Source organism: Bacillus sp. NEAU-242-2, from assembly GCF_027853835.1.
Classification (GTDB): domain Bacteria; phylum Bacillota; class Bacilli; order Bacillales; family Bacillaceae; genus Bacillus; species Bacillus velezensis.
In genome coordinates this window covers 145,841-172,486 of the sequence record NZ_JAPNNY010000004.1, presented here as the reverse complement: position 1 = coordinate 172,486, position 26,646 = coordinate 145,841, and the positions used below count along the sequence as shown (strand labels likewise).

27 protein-coding genes, 1 other RNA gene, 3 pseudogenes and 1 riboswitch are annotated in these 26,646 nt (G+C 44.8%); of the genes and pseudogenes, 23 read left to right on the top strand and 8 right to left on the bottom strand.

Annotation, left to right across the window (positions count from 1 at the left end; all coding sequences use genetic code 11):
- Positions 1-81: 81 nt before the first annotated feature.
- From OWN49_RS14170 to OWN49_RS14135, 8 genes and pseudogenes are all read left to right on the top strand, one after another.
- Positions 82-2,328: a DEAD/DEAH box helicase gene (locus OWN49_RS14170; protein WP_172614774.1), complete on the top strand. Its 2,247-nt coding sequence runs from the start codon at positions 82-84 to the stop codon at positions 2,326-2,328.
- Between the two features lie 19 nt (positions 2,329-2,347).
- Positions 2,348-3,586 carry a ribonuclease H-like domain-containing protein gene (locus tag OWN49_RS14165; protein WP_176283391.1) on the top strand — a complete coding sequence of 413 codons (1,239 nt, stop codon included), beginning with the start codon at positions 2,348-2,350 and terminating at the stop codon, positions 3,584-3,586.
- A gap of 121 nt (positions 3,587-3,707) precedes the next feature.
- Positions 3,708-3,815, top strand: a pseudogene (locus OWN49_RS14160) (hypothetical protein); the annotation flags it as partial.
- 83 nt (positions 3,816-3,898) lie between these two features.
- Positions 3,899-4,135 (top strand): spore coat protein CotD, encoded by a 237-nt coding sequence (gene cotD, locus OWN49_RS14155; RefSeq protein ID WP_003153539.1) that lies wholly within the window; start codon positions 3,899-3,901, stop codon positions 4,133-4,135.
- An 88-nt stretch (positions 4,136-4,223) separates the two neighbouring features.
- Positions 4,224-4,772, top strand: coding sequence for a DUF1273 domain-containing protein (locus OWN49_RS14150; RefSeq protein ID WP_070082012.1), 549 nt, complete (start codon positions 4,224-4,226; stop codon positions 4,770-4,772).
- A gap of 79 nt (positions 4,773-4,851) precedes the next feature.
- Complete coding sequence (gpsB, locus tag OWN49_RS14145) at positions 4,852-5,151, top strand: cell division regulator GpsB (protein ID WP_003153541.1); 300 nt, start codon at positions 4,852-4,854, stop codon at positions 5,149-5,151.
- Between the two features lie 55 nt (positions 5,152-5,206).
- Positions 5,207-5,588: RNase P RNA component class B (gene rnpB, locus OWN49_RS14140), an RNA gene on the top strand.
- Between the two features lie 96 nt (positions 5,589-5,684).
- Positions 5,685-6,833 carry a THUMP domain-containing class I SAM-dependent RNA methyltransferase gene (locus OWN49_RS14135; RefSeq protein WP_094247842.1) on the top strand — a complete coding sequence of 383 codons (1,149 nt, stop codon included), beginning with the start codon at positions 5,685-5,687 and terminating at the stop codon, positions 6,831-6,833.
- 58 nt (positions 6,834-6,891) lie between these two features.
- Here the strand turns inward: OWN49_RS14135 and OWN49_RS14130 are convergent, their stop codons facing one another.
- Positions 6,892-7,044, bottom strand: a complete 153-nt coding sequence (locus tag OWN49_RS14130; protein ID WP_003153548.1) for a YpzG family protein — start codon at positions 7,042-7,044, stop codon at positions 6,892-6,894.
- Positions 7,045-7,210: 166 nt separating this feature from the next.
- Here OWN49_RS14130 and OWN49_RS14125 point away from each other — a divergent pair, with 166 nt between their 5' ends.
- The 5 genes from OWN49_RS14125 to pbuX all read left to right on the top strand — a co-directional run bounded on the left by OWN49_RS14125 (position 7,211) and on the right by pbuX (position 13,258).
- Positions 7,211-7,402 (top strand): hypothetical protein, encoded by a 192-nt coding sequence (locus OWN49_RS14125; protein ID WP_003153550.1) that lies wholly within the window; start codon positions 7,211-7,213, stop codon positions 7,400-7,402.
- 104 nt (positions 7,403-7,506) lie between these two features.
- The gene (locus tag OWN49_RS14120; protein ID WP_167860233.1) at positions 7,507-9,426 is read left to right on the top strand and encodes an ATP-dependent DNA helicase; all 1,920 of its coding nucleotides are present in this window, start codon (positions 7,507-7,509) and stop codon (positions 9,424-9,426) included.
- Positions 9,427-9,537: 111 nt separating this feature from the next.
- Positions 9,538-11,040, top strand: coding sequence for a carboxypeptidase M32 (locus tag OWN49_RS14115; RefSeq protein ID WP_077722499.1), 1,503 nt, complete (start codon positions 9,538-9,540; stop codon positions 11,038-11,040).
- A gap of 133 nt (positions 11,041-11,173) precedes the next feature.
- A riboswitch (purine riboswitch) is annotated at positions 11,174-11,273 on the top strand.
- A 99-nt stretch (positions 11,274-11,372) separates the two neighbouring features.
- Positions 11,373-11,957 (top strand): xanthine phosphoribosyltransferase, encoded by a 585-nt coding sequence (xpt, locus tag OWN49_RS14110; protein WP_014305277.1) that lies wholly within the window; start codon positions 11,373-11,375, stop codon positions 11,955-11,957.
- The gene (gene pbuX / locus OWN49_RS14105; RefSeq protein ID WP_014305276.1) at positions 11,954-13,258 is read left to right on the top strand and encodes a xanthine permease PbuX; all 1,305 of its coding nucleotides are present in this window, start codon (positions 11,954-11,956) and stop codon (positions 13,256-13,258) included. Before xpt ends, pbuX begins: the two co-directional genes overlap by 4 nt.
- A 391-nt stretch (positions 13,259-13,649) precedes the next feature.
- Here pbuX and OWN49_RS14100 read toward each other — a convergent pair whose 3' ends face one another.
- Positions 13,650-13,925, bottom strand: coding sequence for a hypothetical protein (locus OWN49_RS14100; RefSeq protein WP_070082007.1), 276 nt, complete (start codon positions 13,923-13,925; stop codon positions 13,650-13,652).
- Between the two features lie 334 nt (positions 13,926-14,259).
- On the opposite strand from OWN49_RS14100, the gene OWN49_RS14095 reads away from it, so the two are divergent.
- Positions 14,260-14,826 carry a cysteine hydrolase family protein gene (locus tag OWN49_RS14095; RefSeq protein ID WP_070082006.1) on the top strand — a complete coding sequence of 189 codons (567 nt, stop codon included), beginning with the start codon at positions 14,260-14,262 and terminating at the stop codon, positions 14,824-14,826.
- A 204-nt stretch (positions 14,827-15,030) separates the two neighbouring features.
- Here the strand turns inward: OWN49_RS14095 and OWN49_RS14090 are convergent.
- Both OWN49_RS14090 and OWN49_RS14085 read right to left on the bottom strand, forming a co-directional pair.
- Positions 15,031-15,614, bottom strand: a pseudogene (locus tag OWN49_RS14090) (DUF421 domain-containing protein).
- A gap of 346 nt (positions 15,615-15,960) precedes the next feature.
- Positions 15,961-16,224 carry a hypothetical protein gene (locus tag OWN49_RS14085; RefSeq protein WP_031378986.1) on the bottom strand — a complete coding sequence of 88 codons (264 nt, stop codon included), beginning with the start codon at positions 16,222-16,224 and terminating at the stop codon, positions 15,961-15,963.
- Positions 16,225-16,445: 221 nt separating this feature from the next.
- Between OWN49_RS14085 and OWN49_RS14080 the strand changes: the two genes are divergently transcribed.
- Positions 16,446-16,754, top strand: a complete 309-nt coding sequence (locus OWN49_RS14080) for an MGMT family protein (protein WP_146284443.1) — start codon at positions 16,446-16,448, stop codon at positions 16,752-16,754.
- A gap of 29 nt (positions 16,755-16,783) precedes the next feature.
- Here the strand turns inward: OWN49_RS14080 and OWN49_RS14075 are convergent.
- Positions 16,784-17,392: pseudogene (locus OWN49_RS14075) on the bottom strand (GNAT family N-acetyltransferase).
- 165 nt (positions 17,393-17,557) lie between these two features.
- Between OWN49_RS14075 and OWN49_RS14070 the strand changes: the two are divergent.
- The 7 genes from OWN49_RS14070 (at position 17,558) to OWN49_RS14040 (ending at position 24,627) form a co-directional block, all read left to right on the top strand.
- Positions 17,558-18,658, top strand: a complete 1,101-nt coding sequence (locus OWN49_RS14070) for a type III polyketide synthase (RefSeq protein ID WP_077722494.1) — start codon at positions 17,558-17,560, stop codon at positions 18,656-18,658.
- Positions 18,658-19,164: an isoprenylcysteine carboxyl methyltransferase family protein gene (locus tag OWN49_RS14065; RefSeq protein WP_077722493.1), complete on the top strand. Its 507-nt coding sequence runs from the start codon at positions 18,658-18,660 to the stop codon at positions 19,162-19,164. The genes OWN49_RS14070 and OWN49_RS14065 overlap by 1 nt, the downstream gene beginning before the upstream one ends.
- A gap of 72 nt (positions 19,165-19,236) precedes the next feature.
- Positions 19,237-19,332, top strand: a complete 96-nt coding sequence (gene fbpC / locus OWN49_RS14060; protein ID WP_025284905.1) for a Fur-regulated basic protein FbpC — start codon at positions 19,237-19,239, stop codon at positions 19,330-19,332.
- Between the two features lie 182 nt (positions 19,333-19,514).
- Positions 19,515-23,099 (top strand): dynamin family protein, encoded by a 3,585-nt coding sequence (locus OWN49_RS14055; RefSeq protein WP_176283390.1) that lies wholly within the window; start codon positions 19,515-19,517, stop codon positions 23,097-23,099.
- Between the two features lie 67 nt (positions 23,100-23,166).
- Positions 23,167-23,424 carry a YpbS family protein gene (locus OWN49_RS14050; RefSeq protein WP_031378990.1) on the top strand — a complete coding sequence of 86 codons (258 nt, stop codon included), beginning with the start codon at positions 23,167-23,169 and terminating at the stop codon, positions 23,422-23,424.
- A gap of 76 nt (positions 23,425-23,500) precedes the next feature.
- Complete coding sequence (locus OWN49_RS14045; protein WP_003153570.1) at positions 23,501-23,644, top strand: hypothetical protein; 144 nt, start codon at positions 23,501-23,503, stop codon at positions 23,642-23,644.
- A gap of 95 nt (positions 23,645-23,739) precedes the next feature.
- A complete protein-coding gene (locus tag OWN49_RS14040; RefSeq protein WP_070082003.1) occupies positions 23,740-24,627 on the top strand; it encodes a 5'-3' exonuclease in 888 nt (295 codons plus the stop codon).
- A 5-nt stretch (positions 24,628-24,632) separates the two neighbouring features.
- Here OWN49_RS14040 and sspL read toward each other — a convergent pair whose 3' ends face one another.
- The 3 genes from sspL to OWN49_RS14025 are packed head-to-tail and all read right to left on the bottom strand — an operon-like array spanning position 24,633 to position 25,892.
- Positions 24,633-24,761, bottom strand: coding sequence for a small, acid-soluble spore protein L (gene sspL / locus OWN49_RS14035; RefSeq protein ID WP_003153575.1), 129 nt, complete (start codon positions 24,759-24,761; stop codon positions 24,633-24,635).
- Between the two features lie 51 nt (positions 24,762-24,812).
- The gene (locus OWN49_RS14030; RefSeq protein ID WP_094247939.1) at positions 24,813-25,205 is read right to left on the bottom strand and encodes a reverse transcriptase-like protein; all 393 of its coding nucleotides are present in this window, start codon (positions 25,203-25,205) and stop codon (positions 24,813-24,815) included.
- 6 nt (positions 25,206-25,211) lie between these two features.
- Positions 25,212-25,892, bottom strand: coding sequence for a queuosine precursor transporter (locus OWN49_RS14025; protein WP_176283389.1), 681 nt, complete (start codon positions 25,890-25,892; stop codon positions 25,212-25,214).
- An 81-nt stretch (positions 25,893-25,973) separates the two neighbouring features.
- Between OWN49_RS14025 and OWN49_RS14020 the strand changes: the two genes are divergently transcribed.
- Positions 25,974-26,645, top strand: coding sequence for a ribonuclease H family protein (locus OWN49_RS14020; protein ID WP_176283388.1), 672 nt, complete (start codon positions 25,974-25,976; stop codon positions 26,643-26,645).
- Position 26,646: the final 1 nt, after the last annotated feature.

Sequence of the window (26,646 nt, the reverse complement as noted above, 5' to 3'; positions counted from 1 at the left end):
GCTTTTTTTCTTGTGCAGGATTTTCATCTAGCCAGGCAAACAAATATTCGGTAAACTGTACCTCATAAAGAGGTGTGAACGATGAAGAAAAAATCACTGAGCGAACTGATTCAGGAATTAAAAAATCATGAAAATATTGTGCATTGGCATGAAGAGGAACCGCGGGAGGCGAAAACCATGCCGATGCCGGAGCAAGTAGATCCGAACATTCGGGCGGCTCTCGAAAAGAGGGGGATCGAGCGGCTTTTTACACATCAATACTCCGCTTTTCAGACGGTTCAAAACGGAGAAAGCATTGTGGCCGTCACACCGACGGCCTCCGGAAAAACACTGTGCTATAATCTTCCGGTTCTTCAGTCTATCGCGGAAGATGCCTCAAGCCGCGCACTTTATTTATTTCCGACAAAGGCGCTCGCGCAGGATCAAAAAAGCGAGCTGAATGAAATCATAGACGAGACGGGCATGGATATTAAAAGCTTCACCTATGACGGAGATACGTCTCCGGCTATCAGGCAGAAAGTCAGAAAGGCCGGGCATATTGTGATCACAAATCCCGATATGCTTCATTCAGCCATTCTTCCCCACCATACAAAATGGGTGAGTCTGTTTGAAAACCTGAAATATATCGTCATTGATGAATTACATACGTACCGCGGTGTATTCGGCAGCCATGTGGCGAACGTCATCCGCCGTTTAATGAGAATCTGCGCTTTTTACGGAAGCACGCCGTCATTTATCTGTACATCCGCCACAATCGCCAATCCGAGGGAGTTGGCGGAGCAGCTGACGGGGAAATCCGTGCGCCTGATTGACGACAACGGTGCCCCGGCAGGAAGAAAGCACTTTGCTTTTTACAATCCTCCGATTGTAAATAAACCGCTGCATATTCGAAAAAGCGCCACCGTGGAAGTGAACGAACTTGCCAAAACTTTTTTAAAAAATAAGATCCAGACGATTGTTTTTGCCAGAAGCCGTGTCCGGGTCGAAATTATTTTAAGCCACATTCAGGAGATCGTAAAAAAAGAAATCGGCTCGAAGTCTGTCAGAGGCTATCGCGGCGGTTATCTTCCGAAAGAAAGAAGAGAAATAGAGCGGGGGTTAAGAGACGGCAGCATTCTCGGCGTTGTCAGCACAAACGCGCTGGAGCTCGGCGTTGATATCGGCCAGCTTCAGGTCTGCGTGATGACGGGGTACCCGGGCAGTGTCGCGAGCGCATGGCAGCAGGCGGGCCGGGCCGGACGGCGGCAGGGTGAGGCGCTTATCGTGATGGTGGCGAACTCTGATCCGATTGACCAATATATTGTCCGCCATCCTGATTATTTCTTTAAACGCTCGCCTGAATCTGCAAGGATTAATCCTGATAATCTCATTATATTAGTCGATCACCTGAAATGCGCCGCGTATGAGCTGCCTTTCAGAGCCGATGAAACATTCGGAGAAAATGATGCGAGAGACATTCTCGAGTATTTAGAGGAAGAAGGGGTGCTTCACGAAAACCGCGAACGCTATCACTGGGCGAGCGAATCTTTTCCCGCCTCCAACATCAGTCTCCGTTCAGCGTCACAGGAAAACGTGGTCATCGTTGACCGCTCAGAGACGGCTGATGTAAAAATCATCGGAGAAATGGACCGCTTCAGCGCGATGACGCTTCTTCATGATGAAGCGATTTATCTTCATGAAGGGGTGCAGTATCAGGTTGAAAAGCTTGATTGGGATCATAAAAAAGCGTACGTGCGAAAGGTCGATGTCGAATATTATACAGATGCCAATTTAGCGGTGCAGCTGAAAGTGCTGGACATTGACAGAACGGACAGCAGAAAGAAAACGGCCTTACATTTCGGCGACGTCACCGTGAACGCACTTCCGACAATATTTAAAAAAATTAAAATGACGACATTTGAAAATATAGGATCAGGACCGATTCATCTTCCTGAAGAAGAACTGCATACCAGTGCAGCCTGGCTTGAATTAAAAGAAACGGATTCGGAGATCGGCGAAAAAACACTTGAACAGCTGCTTTTAGGCATTGCCCACGTCCTGCAGCATATCGTGCCTGTATACGTCATGTGCGACCGAAATGACGTGCATGTCGTGCCGCAAATCAAAGCCGCACATACGGGACTTCCGACAATCTTTCTGTATGATCATTATCCGGGCGGAATCGGACTTGCCGATGAAGTATATAAGCGATTTGATGAAATCAATGAAGGGGCTGAGCGCCTGATCAGACAATGTCCATGTCAAGACGGATGTCCTTCCTGCATCGGCTCCGAAATAGAAGGAATAGATGCAAAGAAAGCGATACTCAAGCTCTTGAATTACGTGTAAAAGAAAAGGGGGACGAAAGATGTCCTTGAAAAATAAATTAAAGCGGATGAAAAACCACCTGAATGTGCCGGAAGCTGAAAAAAAGCCGGCAGCTTCACAACTTTCGGTCCCGGATATTCAAGTCCCGTTTAGAGAAGAATGGGAGGCATTCGGAGTGAAGCCTTTCTTTTTTGAGGATGAATACTGTCTTATCCGCGAAACCGTCTATCCGCTTTCGCACCGCCACGGACGGTACAGCTTCAGTGAACTTGATGACGTCATGGCATTATGGAATAAAGGCGGTTTGACACATACTTTATCAGCAGAAGGATACGAAAAAAGCCAGCTGTTCTTCTTTGATACTGAAACGACCGGCCTCGGCGGCGGGGCCGGCAATATGATCTTTTTGCTCGGCCATGCAAGAGTGTATGAAGACCGTGTCGCGGTTAAACAGCATCTGCTCCCTAAACCGGGAAACGAGACAGCTCTTTACAAAAGCTTTTTAAGTGAGGTTGACATTACGTCCCTTGTTACGTATAACGGAAAAGCCTTTGACTGGCCGCAGGTAAAAACCAGGCATACATTGCTGCGGGACAGGCTTCCGAAACTTCCTGACTTCGGGCACTTTGATCTTCTGCACGGGGCGAGACGGCTTTGGAAACATAAATTAGAGCGTGTATCGCTTTCGGCGGTTGAAAATGAAGAGCTTGCTTTTAAAAGGGACGAAGACACCCCTGGTTATTTGGCGCCGATGCTGTATTTTCAATTTTTAAAGGCGGAGGACCCGGCTCTTTTAAAGGGAGTGCTCTCGCATAATGAACAAGATGTGCTTTCCCTCATCGCTCTTTACATCCATATGTCAAAAAAGATTTTTGCATCTTCTGATCAGACGTCAGAACGTCAGGAAGCATACGCCATGGCGAAATGGTTTATCGCTCATAAAGAAACCGATCGCGCCGTTTCGCAGCTGGAAGCGCTGCAAGGCAAAGACTTTAAAGATTCGGATCGGGCCCTTTTTGACTTAGCGATGCTTTATAAAAAACAAAACCGCAGGCAAGACGCCGTGTCCCTTTGGGAGAAACTGACGGGCTCTGATCTTCACACATGCAGACACCAATCAGCGGTTGAGCTGGCGATCTATTTTGAGCATCATGCAAAAGATTACAAAAAAGCTCTGCAGGCCGCACAGCAGGCAGCAGAAGACGGGGAAATATCGGAAAAAGAAGCCGAGAAGCTCCATGTAAGAATTGCCCGGCTCAAGAGGAAATATTCCTCTTAAAATATTGCCCGGGAAAGCGCAAAAGCCGAGCTGTTTCGCCAAAAATATTTTTTTCTGAATCCGCATCGATTTTGTTGTAGAATGGTGCCGCATCTTGTAAAATAGCGTTAGTTATTTATAGGGGAGAGTTGGTATGTATAAAGGTGTTTTTTACTTGTTCTTTGTCGTGGTTTTTTTGATTGCGTTTGTATTTTCGAATTTTAAAGACAGCTTGCTGACGCACTTTTAAATTGGGTGATTGAATTAGAACATGCACCCTCTTTTCTTCATAACCTAACAGTGTAATAAAAGTTAATGGAGAGGGGATTTAGCATGTTTCATCATCATTGTTGCAGACCAAACGTGATGCCGCCGATTGTCCATCCGACTCATTGCTGTGAACACCATTGCTTTTCTAACACGGTTGTGCCGCATATTCATCCGCAACATACAACTAACGTAAATCACCACAACTTTGAGCACGTTCATTACTATCCGCACACTTTTTCAAATGTTGACCCGACAACTCACCAGCATTTTCAGTGCGGAAGCCCTTGCTGCGATCATTAGTATTGAATGCTTAAGCAAGATCGGTTAGGATATCAGCAAATCAAAATGGGGCCCGATGGGGAGCCCCATTTTTTAAGCAGGTGATCAATTGAAAGTATTAGCCGTAACGGGGTACAAGCCGTTTGAACTCGGGATTTTTAAACGGGATGACCGGGCGCTTGTTTATATAAAAAAGGCGATAGAAACCAGACTCAGAAGCTTTATTGACGAAGGCTTGGAATGGATTCTCATATCCGGACAGCTGGGGACTGAGCTTTGGGCGGCAGAAACGGCGTACGATCTCAGAGAAGAGTATCCGGAATTAAAGGTTGCCGTTATCACGCCTTTCTACGGCCAGGAGGAAAAGTGGAAGGAGCCGAATAAAGAAATGTATGAAGCGGTGCTTGCTCAGGCAGATTATGAGGAGAGCCTGACGCATCGGCCGTACGAAAGTCCGCTCCAATTCCGGCAGAAAAACGCGTTCTTTATTGAAAAGTCAGATGCGCTTTTGCTTTTATATGATCCGGAGGTGGAAGGGTCGCCGAAATATATGCTGCAGCAGGCAGAAAAACGCCGTGAAACCGACGGATATCCGATTTATTCGATTACGATGGATGATCTCCGTGCCGCCGTTGAAGAAGAAGATTTCTTTACATAACACGTCAGAGAATATTTGACAACGGGACGTGTTTCTGAATAAAATATAACATGATGATTCACGATATGAGGTGAAAAAGATGCTTGCTGATAAAGTAAAGCTTTCTGCGAAAGACATTTTGGAAAAAGAATTTAAAACAGGCGTTAGAGGTTACAGACAAGAAGACGTTGACAAATTTTTAGATATGATTATTAAGGATTATGAAACCTTTCATCAAGAAATTGAAGAACTGCAGCAGGAAAATCTGCAGCTGAAAAAACAGCTTGAAGAAGCAAGCAAAAAACAGCCGGTGCAGTCCAATACGACCAACTTTGACATTCTGAAAAGGCTGTCCAACCTTGAGAAACATGTATTCGGCAGCAAACTTTATGACGAATAAGGCAGATGCACTTGTCAAATGAGACAAGTTGCTTTATAATGAACAAGTGTTCTTAACGTTCGGGTAATCGCTGCAGATCTTTGAATCTGTAGAGGAAAGTCCATGCTCGCACGGTGCTGAGATGCCCGTAGTGTTCGTGCCTAGCGAAGAAATAAGCTAGGGCAGCCTTGATAGGCTGACGGCAGGAAAAAAGCCTACGTCTCCGGATATGGCTGAGTATCCTTGAAAGTGCCACAGTGACGAAGTCTCATCAGAAATGGTGAGAGTGGAACGCGGTAAACCCCTCGAGCGAGAAACCCAAATTTTGGTAGGGGAACCTTCTTGAAGGAACTGAACAGATAGAAGGACAGAATACTTTCTGTAGATAGATGATTGCCGCCTGAGTACGAGGTGATGAGCCGATTGCAGTACGACGGAACAAAACATGGCTTACAGAACGTTAAACATTATTGATATGACAAATTAGAGCTCTCCTTTAAAGGGGAGCTTTTATCTTGAATGAAACGAAAGCTTAAAAGAGACAGGGTGATACGATGAAGAAGTACACACTAATAGCGACGGCGCCGATGGGAATTGAAGCGATCGTCGCCAAAGAAGTGCGTGATTTAGGTTATGAATGCAAAGTAGACAACGGAAAAGTCATTTTTGAAGGAGATGCGCTTGCGATCTGCCGCGCTAACTTATGGCTGCGGACGGCTGACCGCATTAAAGTACAGGTCGCCGAGTTTCAGGCAAAAACGTTTGATGAGCTGTTTGAAAAAACAAAAGCGATTGACTGGCGCGCGTACATTCCCGAAAACGCAAAGTTCCCCGTTATCGGAAAGTCCGTGAAATCAGTGCTTGCCAGTGTGCCCGACTGCCAGCGGATCGTCAAAAAGGCGATAGCGGAAAAGCTGAAACTTCAATCAGGAAAACAAAATGAATGGATTGAAGAAACGGGACCCGAGTATAAGGTAGAGATTTCCCTTTTAAAAGATAAAGCGGTGCTTACGCTGGATTCATCAGGAACAGGCCTTCACAAACGGGGATACAGGGTTGATCAGGGCGGAGCTCCGATTAAAGAAACGCTCGCTGCCGCGTTAATTCTGTTAACCAACTGGACGCCTGACCGTCCGTTCGTCGATCCGTTCTGCGGTTCCGGCACGATCGCCATCGAAGCCGCTTTAATCGGGCAAAACATTGCTCCGGGTTTTAACCGTGATTTTGCTTCAGAAGACTGGGAATGGATCGGAAAAGAACTATGGGACAAGGCGCGCCTTGAAGTGGAAGAAAAGGCGAACTATGATCAGCCGCTGCAGATCTTTGCCAGTGACGTAGATCACCGGATGGTAAACATCGCCAAAGAAAATGCAGAAGAAGCGGGACTTGGGGACCTGATCGAATGCAAGCAGATGCGAGTGCAGGATTTTACGACGAAACTCGAATTCGGCGTTATCGTCGGAAACCCTCCGTACGGCGAACGGCTCGGCGAAAAAAAGGAAGTCGAGCAGATGTATAAAGAAATGGGCCGGGCATTTGAATCTCTTGATACATGGTCTGTCTACATGTTAACGTCAAATGAACAATTTGAAGAGGTCTACGGAAGAAAAGCAACAAAAAAACGGAAGCTCTTTAACGGTTTTATCAAAACGGATTATTATCAGTACTGGGCTAAAGTGCGGCCGCAGCGGAAAAAGCCGTAACAAAGAGAAGACGCCTGAAACAGCGTCTTCTCCGGCATCTTTACGTTTTATTCTGCCATTACCAGCGGTGCGCTTTTGCGTTGCTCCGTAAAATAATGTTGGTCTGGGACATTTCGGTGTGGCCGTTCACCTGCGATTTAGAGCGTTTCGGCCGCGTCCAATTGTGATGAAACAATTCAGAATGCTGATCTAATCGATCTTTATAACTCATGTAACCATCACTCCCGGATAGAATAATTTTGTGAAGATGGATATTCGATCGAATATCTGTTGTAGTTTGTGCAGGTCAGGTGCGGATCATTCAGGATGGCATGTATAGAAAGTGAAGCATCGGCATAGAATGATGATTATTTCTATTTGAGAGGTGATCTTATTTTATGCTGAACAGCGAGCACTTCAGTAAAATACAAAAGGCGTTAGATGCAACTGCTTTCCGGCTGGAGGAAGCCGGAGCGGAGTTCGGTCCTTCCGCCATGACACACGCACAGGAAGAACTTGAAAATGCGGTAAAACATACACATTCAACAGACCATCCGTTCCTATGTACACATATCATTAACCGGAAATGAGTAATGACAAAAACTTGGCGTGGCCAAGTTTTTTTGTTGTATTGAAAAGGGTTAAATGATATTATAGATGGTCTGAATGCCGAATAGTTAGGGGTTGGAGTTGGGTGACAACATCACGTTTGCCTTTTGCTTTAACAAAAGAAAAGAATTTTTACGAAGAATTGAACAATTGGATTGGTGACGTGTTTTACGATATCCTTCCCGAGAAAGGCTTTGACCTTCGGGATGAGCAGGTATTTATGGCGTTTCAGCTTGAACGGGCTTTTAAAGAGAAAAAGGTCATGTTCGCTGAGGCAGGAGTCGGTACGGGGAAAACGCTGGTGTATCTGCTGTTTGCCATCAGCTATGCCAGATATACGGGTAAACCGGCCATTATCGCATGCGCCGATGAAACGTTAATAGAACAGCTTGTCAAAAAAGAAGGCGACATTTCCAAGCTGACAGAACATTTGGATCTGCAGATTGATACACGGCTGTCCAAATCCCATGAGCAGTATCTGTGTCTGAAAAAGCTTGAGAAAACGATGCAGCGTTCTGATGATGAAAAGTGGCTGGATCTTTATGAGTCGCTGCCTTCATTCGTACACGAATCACAAGCGATGCAGCGCTTTTATCCGTACGGCGACCGCAAACAGTACGCTGATTTGACAAATGAAGAGTGGGCAGGCGTCAGCTATGATTCCTTCCAAGATTGTTTAACATGTGATATGAGACATAGATGCGGTTTAACACTTTCAAGAGATCATTACAGAAAATCAACGGATCTGATTGTTTGCTCCCATGATTTCTACATGGAGCATGTATGGACGGAAGAATCACGCAAAAGGGAAGGGCAGCTGCCGCTTTTGCCGGATCACAGCGCCGTCGTGTTTGATGAAGGACATCTGCTGGAATTCGCCGCGCAAAAAGCGTTAACGTATCGTGTGAAGCAGTCGACGCTCGAGCTGTTTTTAGAGCGTCTGCTTCAAAATGACATCAGAGAGGAATTCGCCGAACTGATTGAAGATGCCCTTGCCGCAAACGATGAGTTTTTCTATGTGCTGTCAGAGGAATCGAAGGAAATCGCCGGCTCTCACCGATTGGACATCCAAAACGACCAGCGTGTTAAGCGTGCGGCTGACGAACTGTGCCGTCTGCTCGATAAAATCGGCGAGGCGCTCGTATTTGAATCGGAAATGTATACGATCGATAAGTACGAGCTGTCAGTCGTAGAAGAATACGTCGAACAAATGGCATATTCGCTGTCGCTGTATCAAAAGGATGCCATCAGCTGGCTTGAAACGCGGGATACAGACTCAACGTTTGTCGTTATGCCGAGAACTGTAGCCGAAGTTTTGGGAGAAAAGGTCTTTTCTAAAAAGATTCCTTATATCTTCTCATCGGCCACTCTTTCTGAGGGCGGTTCATTTGATTATATCGCTGACAGTCTCGGAATCCGTGATCCTTTATCATTTACCGTTGAATCTCCGTACGATTACGAGGAGCAAATGTCTGTTTCGCTTCACGGTGACATGACGTCTGAGCAGAAAACAGCCGAAACGATTGAAACCATTAAGGAGAATGAAGGACGCACTCTCGTTCTTTTCCCTTCCTTTGAAGACATGAAGGAATTTAAAGAACAGGCTGCCGCGTGGGAGCTGCCGTATCCGATTTACTACGAAGGTGACGAAGAGATCAGCAGTCTGGTCGAAAAATTCCAGCGGGATGAAGAATCCGTGCTTTGTTCCGTCCACTTATGGGAAGGTCTTGACATTCCCGGTGACTCGCTCCGGAATGTGACCATTTGGGCATTGCCGTATCCGCCTCATGATCCTGTGTTTACCGCAAAGCGAAACGGAGCGAAAAAAGATCCGTTCGAGGAAGTTGATCTGCCGTACATGCTTTTGAGAGTCCGGCAGGGAATCGGCCGCCTCATCCGTTCTAATCAGGACAGCGGAACCATATCCATTTATGCGGGCGGAGAAAGTGAACGGGTCCTGGCCGAAGTCAAAAAGGTCTTGCCTGTTACACCGAAAATCATATAAAAACAAAAGCTGCAGGAATCTTATCCTGCGGCTTTTTTAAATCCGGGAAGTTGACTTTATGACGGCGTTCCATTAGCCTGTAATTGATAGTGAAAAGGGAGGGGAACGGATATGGATTTACATACATATGAAAAAGAGTTTTTTGATCTGTTAAAAAGAGTATCCCACTATGAAGAAGCCATTGCGCTCATGCATTGGGACTCAAGAACGGGAGCCCCGAAAAAAGGTTCTGATGACCGGGCGGAAAGCATCGGGCAGCTGTCGGCTGACGTTTTTCAAATCCAGACATCCGACCGGATGAAAGAGCTGATTGACATCCTTCTCGCGCATGCAGAAGAGCTCTCTGAAGATACAGTGAAAGCTGCGGAACTTGCAAAAAAAGATTATGATCATAATAAAAAAATACCTGAAGATGAGTATAGAGAATATGTCATTTTGACATCGAAAGCGGAAACGGCTTGGGAGGAGGCAAGGGCAGCCTCTGATTTCTCTATGTTTGCTCCGTACCTTGAGAAGCTGATTGATTTTAATAAGCGGTTTATTTCGTATTGGGGCTATGAAGATCATCCATACAACGCATTGCTCGATATTTTCGAACCGGGCGTTACGGTAAAGGTGCTGGATCAGCTGTTTTCTGAATTGAAGGAAGCGATCATTCCGCTTGTCAAAAAAGTGACGACATCCGGAAATAAACCGGACACTTCCTTTATAACGAAAACGTTTCCGAAAGAAAAACAAAGAGATCTCTCCTTGTATTTCTTAAAAGAACTTGGGTATGAGTTTGACGGCGGCCGCCTGGACGAAACGGTTCATCCGTTTATGACGACGATCAACCGCGGCGATGTGCGGGTGACGACCAGATATGACGAAAACGATTTCCGCACGGCGATTTTCGGAACGATTCATGAATGCGGGCATGCGATCTACGAGCAGAATATTGACGAAGCCCTGAGCGGAACGAACTTATCTGACGGTGCATCCATGGGAATTCATGAATCCCAATCGTTATTTTATGAAAACTTTATCGGCAGAAATCAACAATTCTGGACCGCCTATTATGAAAAAATGGTTGAGGCTTCACCTGATCAATTTCAAAATGTAAAAAGAGAGGATTTTGTACGCGCCGTAAACGAGGCGAAACCGTCCTTTATCCGAATTGAAGCCGATGAGCTGACATATCCGCTTCATATTATTATCCGTTATGAAATTGAAAAAGCGATTTTCAGCAATGAAGTGACAGTGGAAGAACTGCCGGCATTGTGGAATCAAAAATATCATGATTATTTAGGCATTACGCCGCCATCTGACGCAAAAGGCATTTTGCAGGACGTACATTGGGCGGGCGGCGATTTCGGCTATTTCCCTTCCTATGCGCTCGGATATATGTATGCGGCACAGCTGAAGCATACCATGCTTGAGGATCTGCCTGAATTTGATCAATTAATAGAACGGGGCGACTTTGAGCCGATCAAACAATGGCTGACAGAAAAGGTTCATCAGCACGGAAGACGCAAAATGCCGCTTGATATCATAAAAGATGCAACGGGAGAAGAATTGAACGTTCAATATCTCATTGAGTATCTCGTCGGCAAATATTCAAATTTATATTTATAAACGAAACGCCCGGCATACACCGGGCGTTTTTCTAAAAATTCTAAAAAGACGAATAATCGAAAACTAATTCTTTGTAAAAGTTCGGGAATATTCAAATTTCACTATGCAAAAGAAGTGTATCTTGTTATAATTTGATTAATATCATACGAACACTCATATAATCGCGTGGATATGGCACGCAAGTTTCTACCGGTCACCGTAAATGTCCGACTATGAGTGAGCAATGGGACGGCTTTATTCGGCCGTTACGTGTAGATCATTCGGCATTGCTTGCTCTTTTTTTGGAGAGCGGGCAATGCTTTTTTTATTTTTTATAAGCGGGGGTAATCATTGTGGAAGCATTAAAACGAAAAATAGCAGAAGACGGAATCGTTCTTTCTGATCAAGTGCTGAAAGTGGATTCTTTTTTAAACCATCAAATTGATCCGGTTCTCATGCAGCAGATCGGCCGGGAATTTGCGAGCCGTTTTGAAAAAGACGAGATAACCAAAATCGTCACAATTGAATCTTCGGGCATTGCCCCTGCGGTAATGGCCGGTCTTGAACTCGGCGTTCCCGTCATCTTTGCGAGAAAAAGGAAGTCTCTCACGTTAACGGATGATCTGCTGACGGCGTCCGTCTATTCTTTCACGAAAAAAACAGAAAGTCAGATTGCAATCTCCGGAAATCATCTCTCGAAAGAAGACCGCGTGTTAATCATTGACGACTTTTTAGCGAACGGACAGGCGGCAGAGGGGCTTTTGTCCATCGTAAAACAAGCAGGCGCAGCGGTTTGCGGGATCGGAATCGTCATTGAAAAGTCATTTCAGCCGGGAAGAGACGAGCTGGTGAAAAAAGGATGCCGGGTCGAATCACTGGCGAGAATTCAATCGCTTGAAGACGGAAAAGTGACATTTGTACAGGAGGTCCGTTTATGAAAAACGGCTATGCCAAAACACTTTCCCTCGGTATCCAGCATGTGCTTGCCATGTATGCCGGCGCCGTCGTTGTTCCTTTAATTGTAGGAGCGGCATTGGGACTGAACGCAGAACAGCTGACATATCTCGTATCAATTGACATTTTTATGTGCGGGGCTGCTACGCTGCTTCAAGTATGGAGGAATAAATGTTTCGGCATCGGCTTGCCTGTTGTGCTCGGCTGTACGTTCACCGCGGTAGCGCCGATTATTTCCATCGGTAAGGAGTACGGGATTTCAGCCATTTACGGAAGCATTTTGGCATCGGGTCTGCTTGTCATTCTGCTGTCATTTTTCTTCGGCAAGCTCGTATCCTTTTTTCCGCCTGTCGTAACCGGATCTGTCGTGACGATTATCGGGATGACCTTAATGCCGGTCGCGATGAATCATATTGCCGGCGGGGAAGGCAGCAAGGATTTCGGTGATCCGGCTAACCTTGCCCTCGGATTTACGGTGCTCGTCATTATCGTGCTGCTTTATCGGTTTACAAAAGGATTTTTGAAATCCATTTCGATTTTAATCGGCATTGTCATCGGGACGGCCATCGCTTATTTTATGGGAAAAGTGCAATTTGACAATGTGGCGAATGCTGACGCCATTCAAATGATTAAACCGTTTTACTTCGGGACGCCGACATTTCATGCGGCACCGATTATTACGATGTCCATCGTTGCCATTGTCAGCCTTGTTGAGTCAACCGGCGTCTATTTCGCTCTCGGTGACCTGACAAACCGGCGCCTGTCTGAACGTGATTTAGCAAAAGGCTACCGCGCGGAAGGTCTGGCGGTATTCATCAGCGGCATTTTCAATGCTTTTCCGTATACGGCCTATTCCCAAAACGTCGGTCTCGTGCAGCTGACGGGGATTAAGAAAAACGCGGTCATCGGTGTCACGGGCGCACTTTTAATGCTCTTCGGCCTTTTTCCGAAAATCGCAGCCTTCACGACCATCATCCCGTCTTCAGTACTGGGCGGCGCGATGGTGGCCATGTTCGGCATGGTCATTTCCTACGGCATTAAAATGCTCAGTCAAATTGACTTTAAAAAGCAGGAAAACCTTCTGATCGTCGCGTGTTCGGTCGGATTGGGACTCGGTGTAACTGTCGTTCCCGATATGTTTAAGCACCTGCCGTCTTACTTAAATTTGCTGACCACAAACGGAATCGTCGCCGGAAGCTTTACCGCCGTGCTTTTGAATATAGTTTATAATATGATTCCTAAAACGAAAAAAACCCTTGATGTGACAAGGGTTCAAGAGGGTTAGTGATCCGTTTTCTTTAAAATAACATCTTATTTTATCCAGATCGAGGATGCTTCCGAAAGTTGCTGAACTTTTTGCGAGGCATCCTCTTTTTTTAATAGTTTCATTGTTTGAAAAAAAACAAATTGAGTGATGCGGCATCCGCCTTATTTCGCCGAAAAACCGTCCCGAACTATATGTACGTGAACATATGACTAAATGTAAGAAAAAAAAGGAGAATGGGGGATCATATCGTAAACAATATCATTGCTCGCACTGTGATGACACGAAACTTGGTTGAGACATGGAATGAAATGCCTGATGCCGAAATGAAACTGCAGGATGGGCACTGAGGGGGAGTGTCTTGTGCACCGATCCTTACAAAAGAGAGTAAAAGAAGGGAAAGCCCCTTCTTCTAATTAATCCATCCTTCAAAAGTTGCGCGATAGAACCCTTCGATTATCTCTACTTTCTTAAGGTAATAAGTAACACCATTTTTAACAGTTGTATTTGGGATATCCCATCTATGAAGGTAATCCATTGTAAAAGAATCTTTGGTCGCTTGTGTCGAAAATTTTGTTTGAGTTGAGTCGCTATTTGTATTGCCAGGGCTGGATGCAAAAGCAGGGGCAGCGGAAACGAGTAAAGTGAGAGACAAGGCAGAACCAGTTAAAACTTTTTTTAATTTCATTTTAAACACTCCTTTGTTTTTAATACACTTGTATTATTACATGAAATACAAAAATAACCAAGGGGTTTTTTGTTAATATTTTGTGAGCGTAGCGTGAATTTTGTTAGGGGAGTGGATGGCAAAAGGGATACTGATAAGTATATAGAGAAAAAGAGTTGATTATTGCTGGCCTCTGGTGAACTGCAGCCTTTGAGTGAGTGTTTGCTTTAGCTATTCCAGCGCTTTTCCAACGGGAAAGGTGTGATATGAAATTTAAAACTGAAACAATTGTACAAAAGTAAAAACTTTATTTAAAATGTTATAAATACTAATTTTCAATATAGGAGGTTATCTGGTGGCAGAAAAGAAAAAAGCGTTAATCATTGTGGATGTACAAATAGCTTTCGATGATAAAAAATGGGGAGAACGAAATAACGTAAAAGCGGAAGAAAATATTAGTAAAATACTGAAATTATGGAGAGAAAAAGGATGGACAGTCATATACATACAACATATTTCTGATAAACCTGGTTCTTTATTTTATCCAAAAAATGAGGGGGTTGCTATAAAGGAAATCGTTAAACCTATGGATAAAGAAGTCATTATAACCAAGAAAGTAAACAGCAGCTTTATCGGGACTAATCTAGAAGAGATTTTAAAATCAAATGATATAACAACTGTCGTAATAACTGGTTTGACTACGCCCCATTGTGTTTCAACAACTACAAGAATGAGCGGTAATTTAGGATTTGATACCTACCTGATTTCAGATGCAACAGCAGCCTTCGGGATGAGAGACCAAAATGATACATATTATGATGCAGAGACTATTCACAATATATCTCTGGCTACATTGCATGATGAATTTGCCACAATATTAACGACTGATCAATTAATCAATGATTTTATAAAAACAAACTGATTAACATTATGGCTAAGGCCGACGGTGGGTATAGGCGGCTGAAAAGCATATTCAGGCGCATACAAGGACCTCGTCGGAAAAAAGGCATCTGCTTCAGATGCTTTTTTGTTTCTTATAAACCGATTTCGGTAAAAAATGATCGGCGGTTAACGGTCTGGATCCGGCTTCGGTTTTGAATAACAAAAGGTTTTACTAATCAGCGAATTATTCAAGATTTTTTGGCTTGTGCTGAGTCTGATGTCTTTTGATTTCCTCAAATAGATTGGCTTGACCCTCTGTTTGAGATGGAGACTCATTGTTAAGGAATTTTGGATCGATCACATTTTTAAGATCTTTGATGGTTAAAGGCTTACAGTCATCTTTTAATTCGTAGCCTAATTGTCCATTAGCTTCTAAAGTGGCATATTTAATTGTGTTTATTTTTGAAATGCCAAGAAGCCTTAGACGCATTTCGAGTTGATCTGCTGTCAGTCTCAGCTTCTTTAAGTTTTCTATATTGAGTTGGCCGTCTTCTATATCGAATTTAGATTTTCGGGTTAAAAAAAATTCAATCCAGTTTACTTTTACTTGAAACCATTCCATCAAAATTAAAGCACTAAAAGGATAGACGCAGTGATTAATGTTTTCAATAAACTAGTTTCTAAAATGGGGTGAACGATAATCGTACCGATTGAAATCATCACCATTGTCTGTGCGATGGTCATTTGTGCAATGGATTTTCTCCCTGAAATTCTCAGTAAAATCATTCCGAATGCAATTATAATTAATTCTTCCCAAGCAAATCTCATGTTATCACCCTGGATGGTGTTTTATCAAAAATAAAAGAGCAAGTAAGAGGTTTCTTAACGTTAGCTGGGGAACTCAGGCGTCGATAAAATGTTCCGGATTGATAGAGTTGAGACTCGGCTTTTGGATAGACACGCGGGAGAGAATTTTAGATTATGTGTTTTTGCGTCTAAAAGCAGAAAACAGTACGACTGATAATGATCATCGGGTGAAATGAAATTACGCACCTAGGTGCTATATGCTGGATCAATTATAAAAGGCAGTGAAACTAAAAAAAGGGGCAAAGCCCCCTTATATTAGCAGCTTTTTAGTTGTTACTTAAGACAATCATTCCGCCGTCATGAAAAATCAGCTTTTGTAGACGGCTGTCCAAGTGCCATCAGCACCATGGAAGGTGATGTTGTCTAAATAATAGGTGATTCCATTCTGGTAAATTGAAGTAGGATAATCAGGGCCAGAACCATTAAGTATGAACGTCGCCAAAGCAGATACTTCCTTCGTTTTGCTTTCTGCAGAAGGTGTATCAGCAGGACCTGCGGCAAAAGCAGGGGCGGCAGAACAGAGTAAAGCGAGTGATAGGGCTGAGCCGGCTAAAGCTTTTTTCATTTTCATTGCAAACACTCCTTTTCTTTTTTAATACAATTGTATTATTACATATTATGTTAAACATGTACATGCCTATCTTTGTTAATTTTTTGTGAACAAACAGATAATCTATTTAAACGCAGAGATGTAATAAGTATGATGATGAAGCAATTATCATCTATAAAAATAAGAACAGGAAGTGGCTGATTTTCTCGAAAATCATCTGCTCTTGCGAAATGAGGAGTTACATGACATTTACGGAACGGGCGGTAGCCATTATCAAACAGATTCCTGAAGGAAAAGTGATGACGTATGGTCAAATTGCCGGTCTTGCGGGAAGTCCGCAGGGAGCGAGGCAGGTTGTGAGGATTCTTCACTCCATGAGTAAAAAGCATCGTCTTCCTTGGCACAGGGTCATCAATGCAAAGGGTGAAATCGGATTAAGAGATGAAGAGATGTTTTCTGTACAGAAGCTGTCTCTTGAAGCTGAGGGGGTAGCGGTCACCTCAGACGGACGGATCGATCTCAATTTATACGTCCATGATCCGAATATGTAAAAAACCTGCCGTATATATCGGCAGGTTTTTCAGTTATATGCTGCAAGCCGGCCAGAAAGGTTTTGCCGGATATAAGGCCATTCCGCCCGAAGGATGGAGTAGTAGGCGGTATCTCTGAGGCCGCCGTCGACAGCCGGAATATGCGCGCGGCGGATTCCTTCAAATTGGGCACCGATCCGCAAAATCGCAGTTCATGAGCGCTGGTTGCGAACATCGGTTTTCAACGTCACCCTGACAGCTTGCCACGCGTCAAACGCATGGGTCAGCAACAGAAGTTTACATTCCGTATTGACACCGGTCCGCTGTACGGCAGAGGCATACCATGTGCTGCCGATCTCACACACTTCCGGGGCTGCGTCCGCCGGCCGCGTAAACACTTCCGCATCCATAAACCGCGTGCTTCCGACGATTCGGTCTGTTTCAAGACTCCGTACTGCAAATGGCAATGCAAGTCCTTTTTCATAATCGGAAAGCGCACGTTCAATATAACGCTTTGTTTCTTCGATTCCGTCAGGAACATGGGTGTAAGCGTAAGTCGTCCTATTTTCTGAAGCAGCTTCACAAAGTGCCTGAGAGTGATCAATCGTCATCGGCTCTAACTGAACGAGTGACCCTTTAAGAATGACGGGTTTCAGCATGCTTATCACAACCTTTTTTTATGAATGGGTCAAGTATAGTCGAACGGTTTATCATTCAAAAGGGCCAATTTTAAATTAAAATGGCATGTCAGTGAAATCCTCGATTCAAACTTATGCATACATTCAGGAAAAAAGCGGAAACCTTTATGTGAAGAGGTGATGGGCATGGCATATGTGTTGTCGGTCGGAACGAGCATTCCGAAGTATCATGTCTCGCAAGAAACGGCGGCAGATTTTGCGAGAGGGATGTTTGCCGATTCATTTAAGGATATTGATCGGCTGTTAAAAGCCTTTCAAAACGGCGAAATTGAATCAAGGCAGTTTGTCCGGCCGATTGAATGGTATAAAACGGCGCGGGGTTTTTCAGAAAAGAACCGGCTGTATACGGAAGAAACCGTTAAGCATAGTGCGGATGCGGCGCTTGATTGTTTAACAAACCCGGATTGTTTAACAAATCCCTTCCCATATGAAAAAGTGGATGCGATCTTTTTTATTTCCAGCACCGGGCTTTCGACACCCAGCATTGAAGCGAAAGTGATGAATCAGCTGCCGTTTTCTGCGAAAACAAAACGGATACCGATCTGGGGCTTAGGATGCGCGGGCGGAGCGGCCGGCCTGTCCAGGGCGTACGAATACTGCCGCGCATATCCTGAAGCATACGTGCTTGTCATCGCGGCTGAACTCTGCAGCTTAACGTTTCAGCCGAACGACAAGTCAAAAAGCAACTTAATCGGAACTTCCCTGTTTGCGGACGGAATTGCCGCAGTACTAATCGGAGGGGAAAAGGCGAACCGAAACGACGTCAAACAGCCGCTTCTTCCGCGGATATTTGCCACTCAATCGGTGATGATGTCGGATGCGGAAGATGTGATGGGCTGGGAATTCACCGACAGCGGTTTTCAAGTCATTTTTTCAAGAGATATTCCCACCCTGGTTTCACAGTGGCTGAAGGACAATGTTGATGAATTTTTATTAGAATATGGTGTCGATCCTCACGACATTAAAACCTTTCTTGCCCATCCAGGCGGGAAAAAGGTCATTGACGCCTATTTAACGAGTCTTTCAATGGACTCCGGTCATCTTGCGGCATCTCGGAAGGTGCTGCAAAAACACGGCAACATGTCTTCCGCAACTATTTTTCACGTGATAAAAGAACAGTTGCTCCGCGGCCGGCAGAAAGAAAACGAAAAAGGGCTGATCGGCGCTCTCGGGCCGGGATTTTCGTCTGAGCTTTTGCTGTTCAGCTGGGAAAAGGGGGCTTCTTAATGTTTTGGCTGTTTATCATGCTGCTTGCGGCCCAGCGGATTGCGGAGATGATCGTGGCCCGGCGCAATGAGCAAAAGGTGAAAGAGCAAGGCGCAGTCGAATACGGAGAAGGACATTATCCCTTTCTCGTCCTGATGCACGTGCTCTTTTTTGTCTCTCTTACAGCTGAGGTGGCGGCGTTTCAAAAAACGCTTTCTCCAAGGTGGGCCGCCATTATATGTATTATTTTATTTGTACAGGGGATCAGGTATTGGGCTCTATTATCATTAGGGCGGTATTGGAATACGAAAATTCTTGTCGTGCCGGATGCGGAGCTTGTCAGAAAGGGGCCGTACAGGTGGATGAAACACCCGAACTACATGGTCGTCATCTTAGAATTTATTTTTCTGCCGCTGTTATACGGAGCGTATTGGACACTATTTCTCTTTTCGATTCTCAATGCCTGCATGCTCACTGTGAGGATTCGCGCCGAAGAGAAAGCGCTAGAAGAAAACACCGCAAAATAGAGATTGAAAATCATTCTCACTCATGATAAGATGTAAATATGAAAATGATTCTCATTCAAGGTGGTGCCGAAAATGACAATGTTATTTTTATTTGCAGCCGTTTGTACATACAGTGTTTTAATTGGTTTCGTATTGAAAAAAGTTTCGAATAAATCGATGTCTTCTTAAACATCTGCGGTTTTTAATGCCGCGGGTGTTTTTTCTTTATCAGCTGCCGATATCGGCGGCTTTTTTACGTTTCCTGAAGAAAAGTGGGCCATTCTTGTGTAAAATGGGGGAGAGGTTTTTTTCAGAGCTTTCTAAAAATGAAAACGTCATTTGATGCGACAGACACAAAGGGGTAAAGACACATGACAGAAGAAGAACGCCATAACAGGGAGATTTTCAGCAGAACGGGTGCCTTATACGCACAATTTTTAGATCATCAAGATGAAAAACGGGCCGATCAGCTCGCAGCCATTATGAAAAAAGCGGCTGATGAAGAGGTTTATATCGCGTTTACCGGGCATTATTCGGCCGGAAAGTCCTCTTTATTAAACACATTGCTCGGTGAAGACATACTGCCGACAAGCCCGATTCCCACAAGCGCCAACCTCGTTGTCATCCGGCACGGTGAAGATAAAGTCGTGCTTCATACGACGGACGGGGCTTATGCTGAAATTAAAGGAAGTTACGATAAAAAACAAGTGCAGCAATTCTGTAAAGACGGTGAGCAAATTGAAACGGTGGAAGTCTATGCCGGCTTTAAGGAGTCAGAGCCTTATGCGGCCTACATTGACACACCGGGAATTGATTCGACGGACGAAGCGCATTTTTTATCTGCCGCTTCGGTTCTCCATCAGGCTGACGCTTTATTTTACGTCGTTCATTATAATCACGTTCATTCAGAAGAAAATATGCTGTTTCTCAGCTCCATCAAAGACCGTATTCCGAATTTGTTTCTGATCGTCAACCAAATTGACAGGCATGATGAAACCGAAACGAAGTTTGAAGAGTACCGCAGGCAGGTGGAAGATATGCTTGAAGGCGCGGGAATACCGAAAGAATCGCTTTTCTTTACGTCTGTCACTGAGCCTGACCATCCTTTAAACGGCATGGAACAGCTGAAAAAACATCTGCAGAAGCTGAAACAGCAGGCAAAATCAAATTTATGGTCCTTAACGGAGAGAAAAGTCGCACACTTAGTCAAAGAGCATACAGAGATGCTCGTAAAAGAAGATAAAAACGGCAGCGGAGAGCAGTTTGACAAACAAGAAGCACTTGTCCGTTCTGTTGAAGATGAGCTTAAAAAAGCGGTTCAACAGGCTGAAACAGCAGAGAAAGACATCAGAAAAGACGTGCAGAACATATTGCAGAACGCTAATCTGACACCTTTTGAGATGAGGGAGCTTGCATCTGCTTATATTGAATCACAGCAGCCCTCATTTAAAACCGGATTATTCTTTTCAAAAGCGAAAACGGCTCAGGAGAAAGAGAGAAGGCATGCTGAATTTTTTGCCGATATTAAAAAAAGAACGGAAGGGGAAGCGGATTGGCATATTATCGACACATTTACGAAAGCGGCCAAGCGGTATGAAGCGGATTCGGACGAACTGATCAAGAAAATCCAGGCGTACCGCACACCGCTTTCTGATGATATCACCGCTCAGGCCATTAAGCAGGGAGCGGCCTTTTCATCTGAATACGTATTAACTTATACGAAAGACCTCGCTGAGATGATCAGAAGGGAAGCCAAAAGACAAACAGCGGAACTCATTGAGGAGCTGACCGCTTATGTTCAGGCAAAAAACGGACCGCTCATTGAGAACTTGAAAAAACGGCTCGAAAAAGAAAAGAAGATAAGGGATGAGCTCGCGCAATCGGCAAAAGAAGAACGCAATGCCTTGGAAAAAGCAGCCCGAGTCCGCGCTTTGTGGGAAGAAGAATTGACCTGTGATACTGGAAGCGGCGACTGGTATACGCGAAAAAAACGTCTTGCAAACGCGCCCGTCCAAATAGAGAAACCAAAAGAGACTGTACAGTATGAAGTAAACAAGCCCGAAAAAAATGCGATGAAGGAACTTTCTATAAAAGAGCAGACTGATCGATTCTATGAGCTTGCTGGGATTCTTGAATCCTCGAGCATATTAGGAAAACAGGCAGAAGCCTTTCGAAGCAGGATTGAGCGGCTTGGAAACCGCCAGTTTACCTTGGCGTTATTCGGCGGATTCAGTTCCGGTAAATCATCATTTGCAAATGCGCTTGTCGGTGAATACGTGCTTCCGTCATCACCGACGCCCACAACGGCTACGATCAACAAAATAACGAAACCGCAAGACGGCAAACCGCATAAATCTGCGGAGATCGTTTTTAAAACGGAGGAGGAGCTGGACGCTGAAATGCTTCAGCTGACTGAGCTGAAAGACGCTGATGTAAAGGGACGTTCACTGAAAGAGAGATGGAATTATGCCATTAAAAAGGGAAAAGTTCCGGATGAACTTATCCCGGTGATTCAGACGATGCTGCAGGCGTTTGATACGTATGAAGAACAGATCCGTCAAAGGCTGACACTGACGGTGCCGGTTGAAGATTTAAAACCGTATGCAGCGGAAGAAAAAACGGCCTGCTGCGTAAAAGAAGTCACCGTGTATTATGATTCGCCTCTCACGCAAAAAGGCATCACCATTGTTGATACGCCGGGAGCAAGCAGTATAAACAAGCGCCATACGGAACTTGCCTTTCAATATATAAAAGATGCTGACGCGTTCTTTTATATGACGTACTATCAGCATTCTTTTTCAAAAGGAGACAGGTCTTTTCTGAAGAAACTCGGCCTCGTCAAAGAATCATTCGGCATGGATAAAATGTTTTTTGTCATTAACGCCGCAGATCTGGCCAAAACCGAAAGCGAGCTGGAAACCGTCAAAGACTATGTCCGCTCAGAACTCTCAAAAGAGGGAATTAACCGGCCGAAATTATATCATGTCTCAAGTAAAGAAGAGCTTGCGGGTAAAAAAGCAGCTTTTTATAACAGGTTCTCTGATGTAAGAACCGGGCTTGAGCACTTTATTGAGGAAGATGTAATGAGGGCAAGCTGCGCCCAGCTGAAAACAGAGGCCGACAAATTGTGCGATATGGTGGAACAGCTTCACGAATCTCTTCACCAGTCGGCAGAAGAAAAAGAGAAAAAGAAACAGCGTCTGGAGTCTTCCTATGAAAAAGCTCTCGCTGACATTTCAAAGCGCCGTACGTCTGAGGTCATCATTCGAAAAGTGATGAAAGATACGGAAGAGCAGCTCTATCACATTAAACATCGCCTGACGTTTTATGCGAATGATATGCTGAAAACCGCCTTCCATCCGGGTCTTCAAAACGGTGATTGGAAACAAAATATATCAGCGGCGCTGAATGAAGCGCTCAAGGAATTCCGTTTTGAATATATTCAAGAGCTGAAAACGCTCGATATCCGGATGACCGGTTTTATTGAGCGTCATATGACTGAGGAATGGATGGAAAACTGTCAGAAGAAGCTTATGGAAGACGGAGATTTCTCTATTTATGTGAGCGCCGAAAACGAATTTGCCGTTCAGCTGAAAGAGGTCGCTCCGGTCATTGACGTCTCGGCATTCACACATCACATAAAAGAAGTTAAATCGCCGAAGCAGTTTTTTGAACAGAACGGAAAAGCAGCGTTTGTGGAAGGGCTCAGGCTCAGCCTGCAAAAAGTGACAGAAAAGTGGCTTGAGCAGGAGAAAGAAAGCCTTTCAGAGCGATATACTGAGCAGGTGCGCCGTCTGCAAGAAGACATGGCGGATAAAAGCCTGTCCCAGATCCGCGAGCAGCGGGACACTTATTTACAAGGTCTTGCGGCGGAAAATACGAGTGCAAGGGAAATTGAACACCTTTACGAGGCCGAAAAAGCATGGAAAAAGAAAGATGAAATGCTGAAAATTTAAAAATCCGGTTGGCGGGCAGATAACAGTCGTGGTAGACTAAAATGAAAAAAGCGAGATGAAACCTTTTATGTCAGAAGTCCATAAAGCAATTTCAGCACATTCCGCAAAACAGCATCAGCACGTCAAAACATTTGTACAGCTTGACTATGAGCGTGAACAGGCCATTGAAGAAGCCATTGTAAAATGCAGACAGAATGAACCGTTCACGACAGATGCCATTAATGGCATCACCGCAAAAATGAACCAGCTGGCGAAAAAGGGCATCGTGCCGCAAAGACGATTCGTAAGTGAAGAGATGGTGAAAGAATTCGTCAGCAGACAGTAATGGATGAACCTGCCGCGTGTGTCATCAGCGCTTGCTGTACATACTATCCGTATCTTCTCTAAAGGGGGATATGACCATGGGCAGAACAAAACTGGGAAACAGAAATGCTCAGCAGAATAACAATGCCAAAAAGAAAAACGGCTTCGGACAGAAATTTGATTCCTATGCCGGCCGTGAAGCTGAAAAGCTGATGGCAAGCAATAAAAGACACGGTGAGTAACGTGACGGCAGCATCTTCCAAATGGGGGGATGCTGTTTTTTTACCGCCTTCTTTGGTAAAATAGGAACATTGAATAAAAAAAGGAGTTTCGATATATGAATAACAAATTACTGCTCGTTGACGGCATGGCGCTTTTGTTCCGCTCGTTTTTCGCGACGGCTGTTCATCGCAATTTTATGATAAATGAAAACGGAATCCCGACAAACGGCGTCAACGGTTTTCTAAAGCATCTCATTACGGCGGTTGATACGTTTCAGCCCACACATGTCGTCTGCTGCTGGGATATGGGGAGCAAAACGTACCGCAATGATTTGTTTCAAGATTATAAGGCCAACAGAAGCGAACCGCCGCTTGAGCTGATCCCGCAATTTGATTTAGCGAAAGAAGCAGCGCGAGAGCTCGGGTTTTTAAACATCGGCATAAAAGGCTATGAGGCGGATGACTGTATCGGTACGCTTTCTGCCCTATTTGCCGGGGAAGCGGAAATTACGATTGTAACGGGTGATAAAGATCTGCTTCAATTGCTGAATGAACAAGTTCAAGTAGCGCTGCTGCAAAAGGGTATCGGCAATTATAAGGTATATACAGATGAGATATTCAGAGAAGAAACGGGAGTTCCGCCAAAAGCGCTGATTGACATTAAGGCGCTGATGGGAGACACGAGCGATAACTATCCCGGCGTTAAAGGGATCGGGGAAAAAACGGCGTACAAGCTGATCCGTGAATACGAAAACATAGAACGGTTATTAGAAAGCCTCGCTCTCTTGCCGAAGGGCCAGCAAACGAAAATTCAGCAAAGCTTGAAAGAATTGGAGCTGTCAAGGCAGCTTGCTGAAATACATTGCGAGGTGCCGTTAGTCTGTACGCTTGAAGAAGCACTTTTTTCATTGAAGATGGAAGAAGCATCCTTAATGCTCAGACGCCATCAGATAAAAGGAATTGAAAGAATGCTCGAAAAGCTGAACGCCAGAGAGATCAGCTGATCCCTCTAGCGTTTTGTATTGCTTTTTTTTGCGTTGTTTTCAAGGGCTGATTTCGGGTCTTTATGCGCATTTCCTTCCATATTTCCCTGAGGATTCACGCCCCCGGTCAGCCGGCCTTTATTTTCTTTTCTCATAGCTGTTCACCTCATTTGTAGGATGAACAGTGAGACGCAATTTCATTCCGGTTATTTATTCAGCCGAATCGCTTTTTTTGCGAGCTGATCGGCTGTTTGGTTTTGTGTGCCGGGAATCCACTTAATGAAAAACAATGGAAATCCGGTCTTTAAGCGGATGATTTCGTCAACAAACGGCTGGAAAGCCTTGTTTTTAACCGCTTCAAGATCTGCGGCCCGCTCCACGATATCCGAATCCGTCCGGAATGACACGGACTCAAATCCGCGGGCGGCACACAGCTTCATTCCTTCAATTAAAGCGAGAAATTCAGCTTCCTGATTTGAATGGTCGCCGATCGGAATTGAGAAAGATTCTGTTTTCCCGTCATGTTTAATAAAAATACCGATACCGGACGGGCCCGGGTTTCCGGCGCTTGCACCGTCCACGTAAATTTCAGCGGGCATCATCCCTCACTCTCCCTTCGGTGTCATTCGTTTTGCCGCATACGCATAAGGGACAGAAATGAGTGATACCGCAAATTTAATCAGATAAGTCGAAATAAAGATGCTGAACCAGACGCCCGCGGAATAAACGCCGAGAAAGGCCACGGCAGTGAAGATAAATGTATCCAGCAGCTGGCTGAGGGCCGTGCTTCCGCTGTTTCTGAGCCAGAGAAGCCTATCTGAAGGAAAGATTCTCCGAATGGTTGAATATACATAAACATCTATCGTTTGGCTGAAAATAAAAGCCAAGAGGCTTCCGAGCGCAACACGCGGCAGAAAACCGAAAATCGTCTCAAGGGCAGGCTGTGCGATATCTGACGCAGCCGGTTTATATAAAAGAGCCCCCTGCATGGCGCATGTTAAAGCGAGCAGAGTGGAAAAGCCGAGCCAGACGGCTTTGCGCGCTTCCCGGGGACCGTATTTTTCGTTCAGCACATCCGTTGCGAAGAAAACGGTGCCGTACATGATATTTCCCAGTGTTGCCGTGAGCCCGAACAGCTCAACTGTTTTGACAACCTGCAAGTTGGCGCACACCGTGGCGAAACCGATCCATACGAATAGGCCCGTTTTGCCAAATCCTTTATAAAACAGAAGAACAATGATAAAATGAATGACCGCAAATAAGCTCCATAACACATCGTTAAACAAAACCTGCTGACTTCCTTTCAATTTGAGAATGGTTTGATTATAGCACACGCCCGTCAACTAATGAATGGTAAGGTGATTTCAATGAATCTTAAGCCGTATATCGAAATAGAAGCAAAAGGAACAGGCTCTGTCGCGTTTTTTTCCGAAGATTGGCTGACCGTTCCGAAAGCGCGCATGCTTGCAAGAGAAGTCAGCCGCTTTCCTTATATAAAAAACATTTATTTTGAGGATGAAAAAGGCGCGAGCTGGACGCTTAAAGAATTAGAAAAGCTTACTGAAGAACTTGCGTACGAACCTGACGACATTACAGTGTATTTCGACGGCGGCTTTGACAAAACAAGCGGACGCGCAGGACTCGGAATTGTCGTGTATTATTCTCTCGGCGGCAAGCGGCATCGCATACGGAAAAACAAAAGCTTAACGCTTCAGACGAACAATGAGGCGGAATATGCCGCTTTGTACGAAGCGCTTAAGGAAGTGCAGGAACTTGGCGCAAGCAGAAATTCAATCACGATAAGAGGGGATTCCCTCGTCGTTTTGCATCAGCTTGACGGCAGCTGGCCGTGTTATGATGAAACGCAAAACGAATGGCTGGATAAAATTGAAGCGCTGCTCGAATCCTTAAAGCTGACACCGGCATATGAAGCCGTAAACCGAAAGGAAAATCAAGAAGCGGATGACCTTGCCAGAAAAATTCTCTCGGACCGGCAAATTGAAAGCCGCATAACATTAGAAGGTAACGGAGATGACTGAT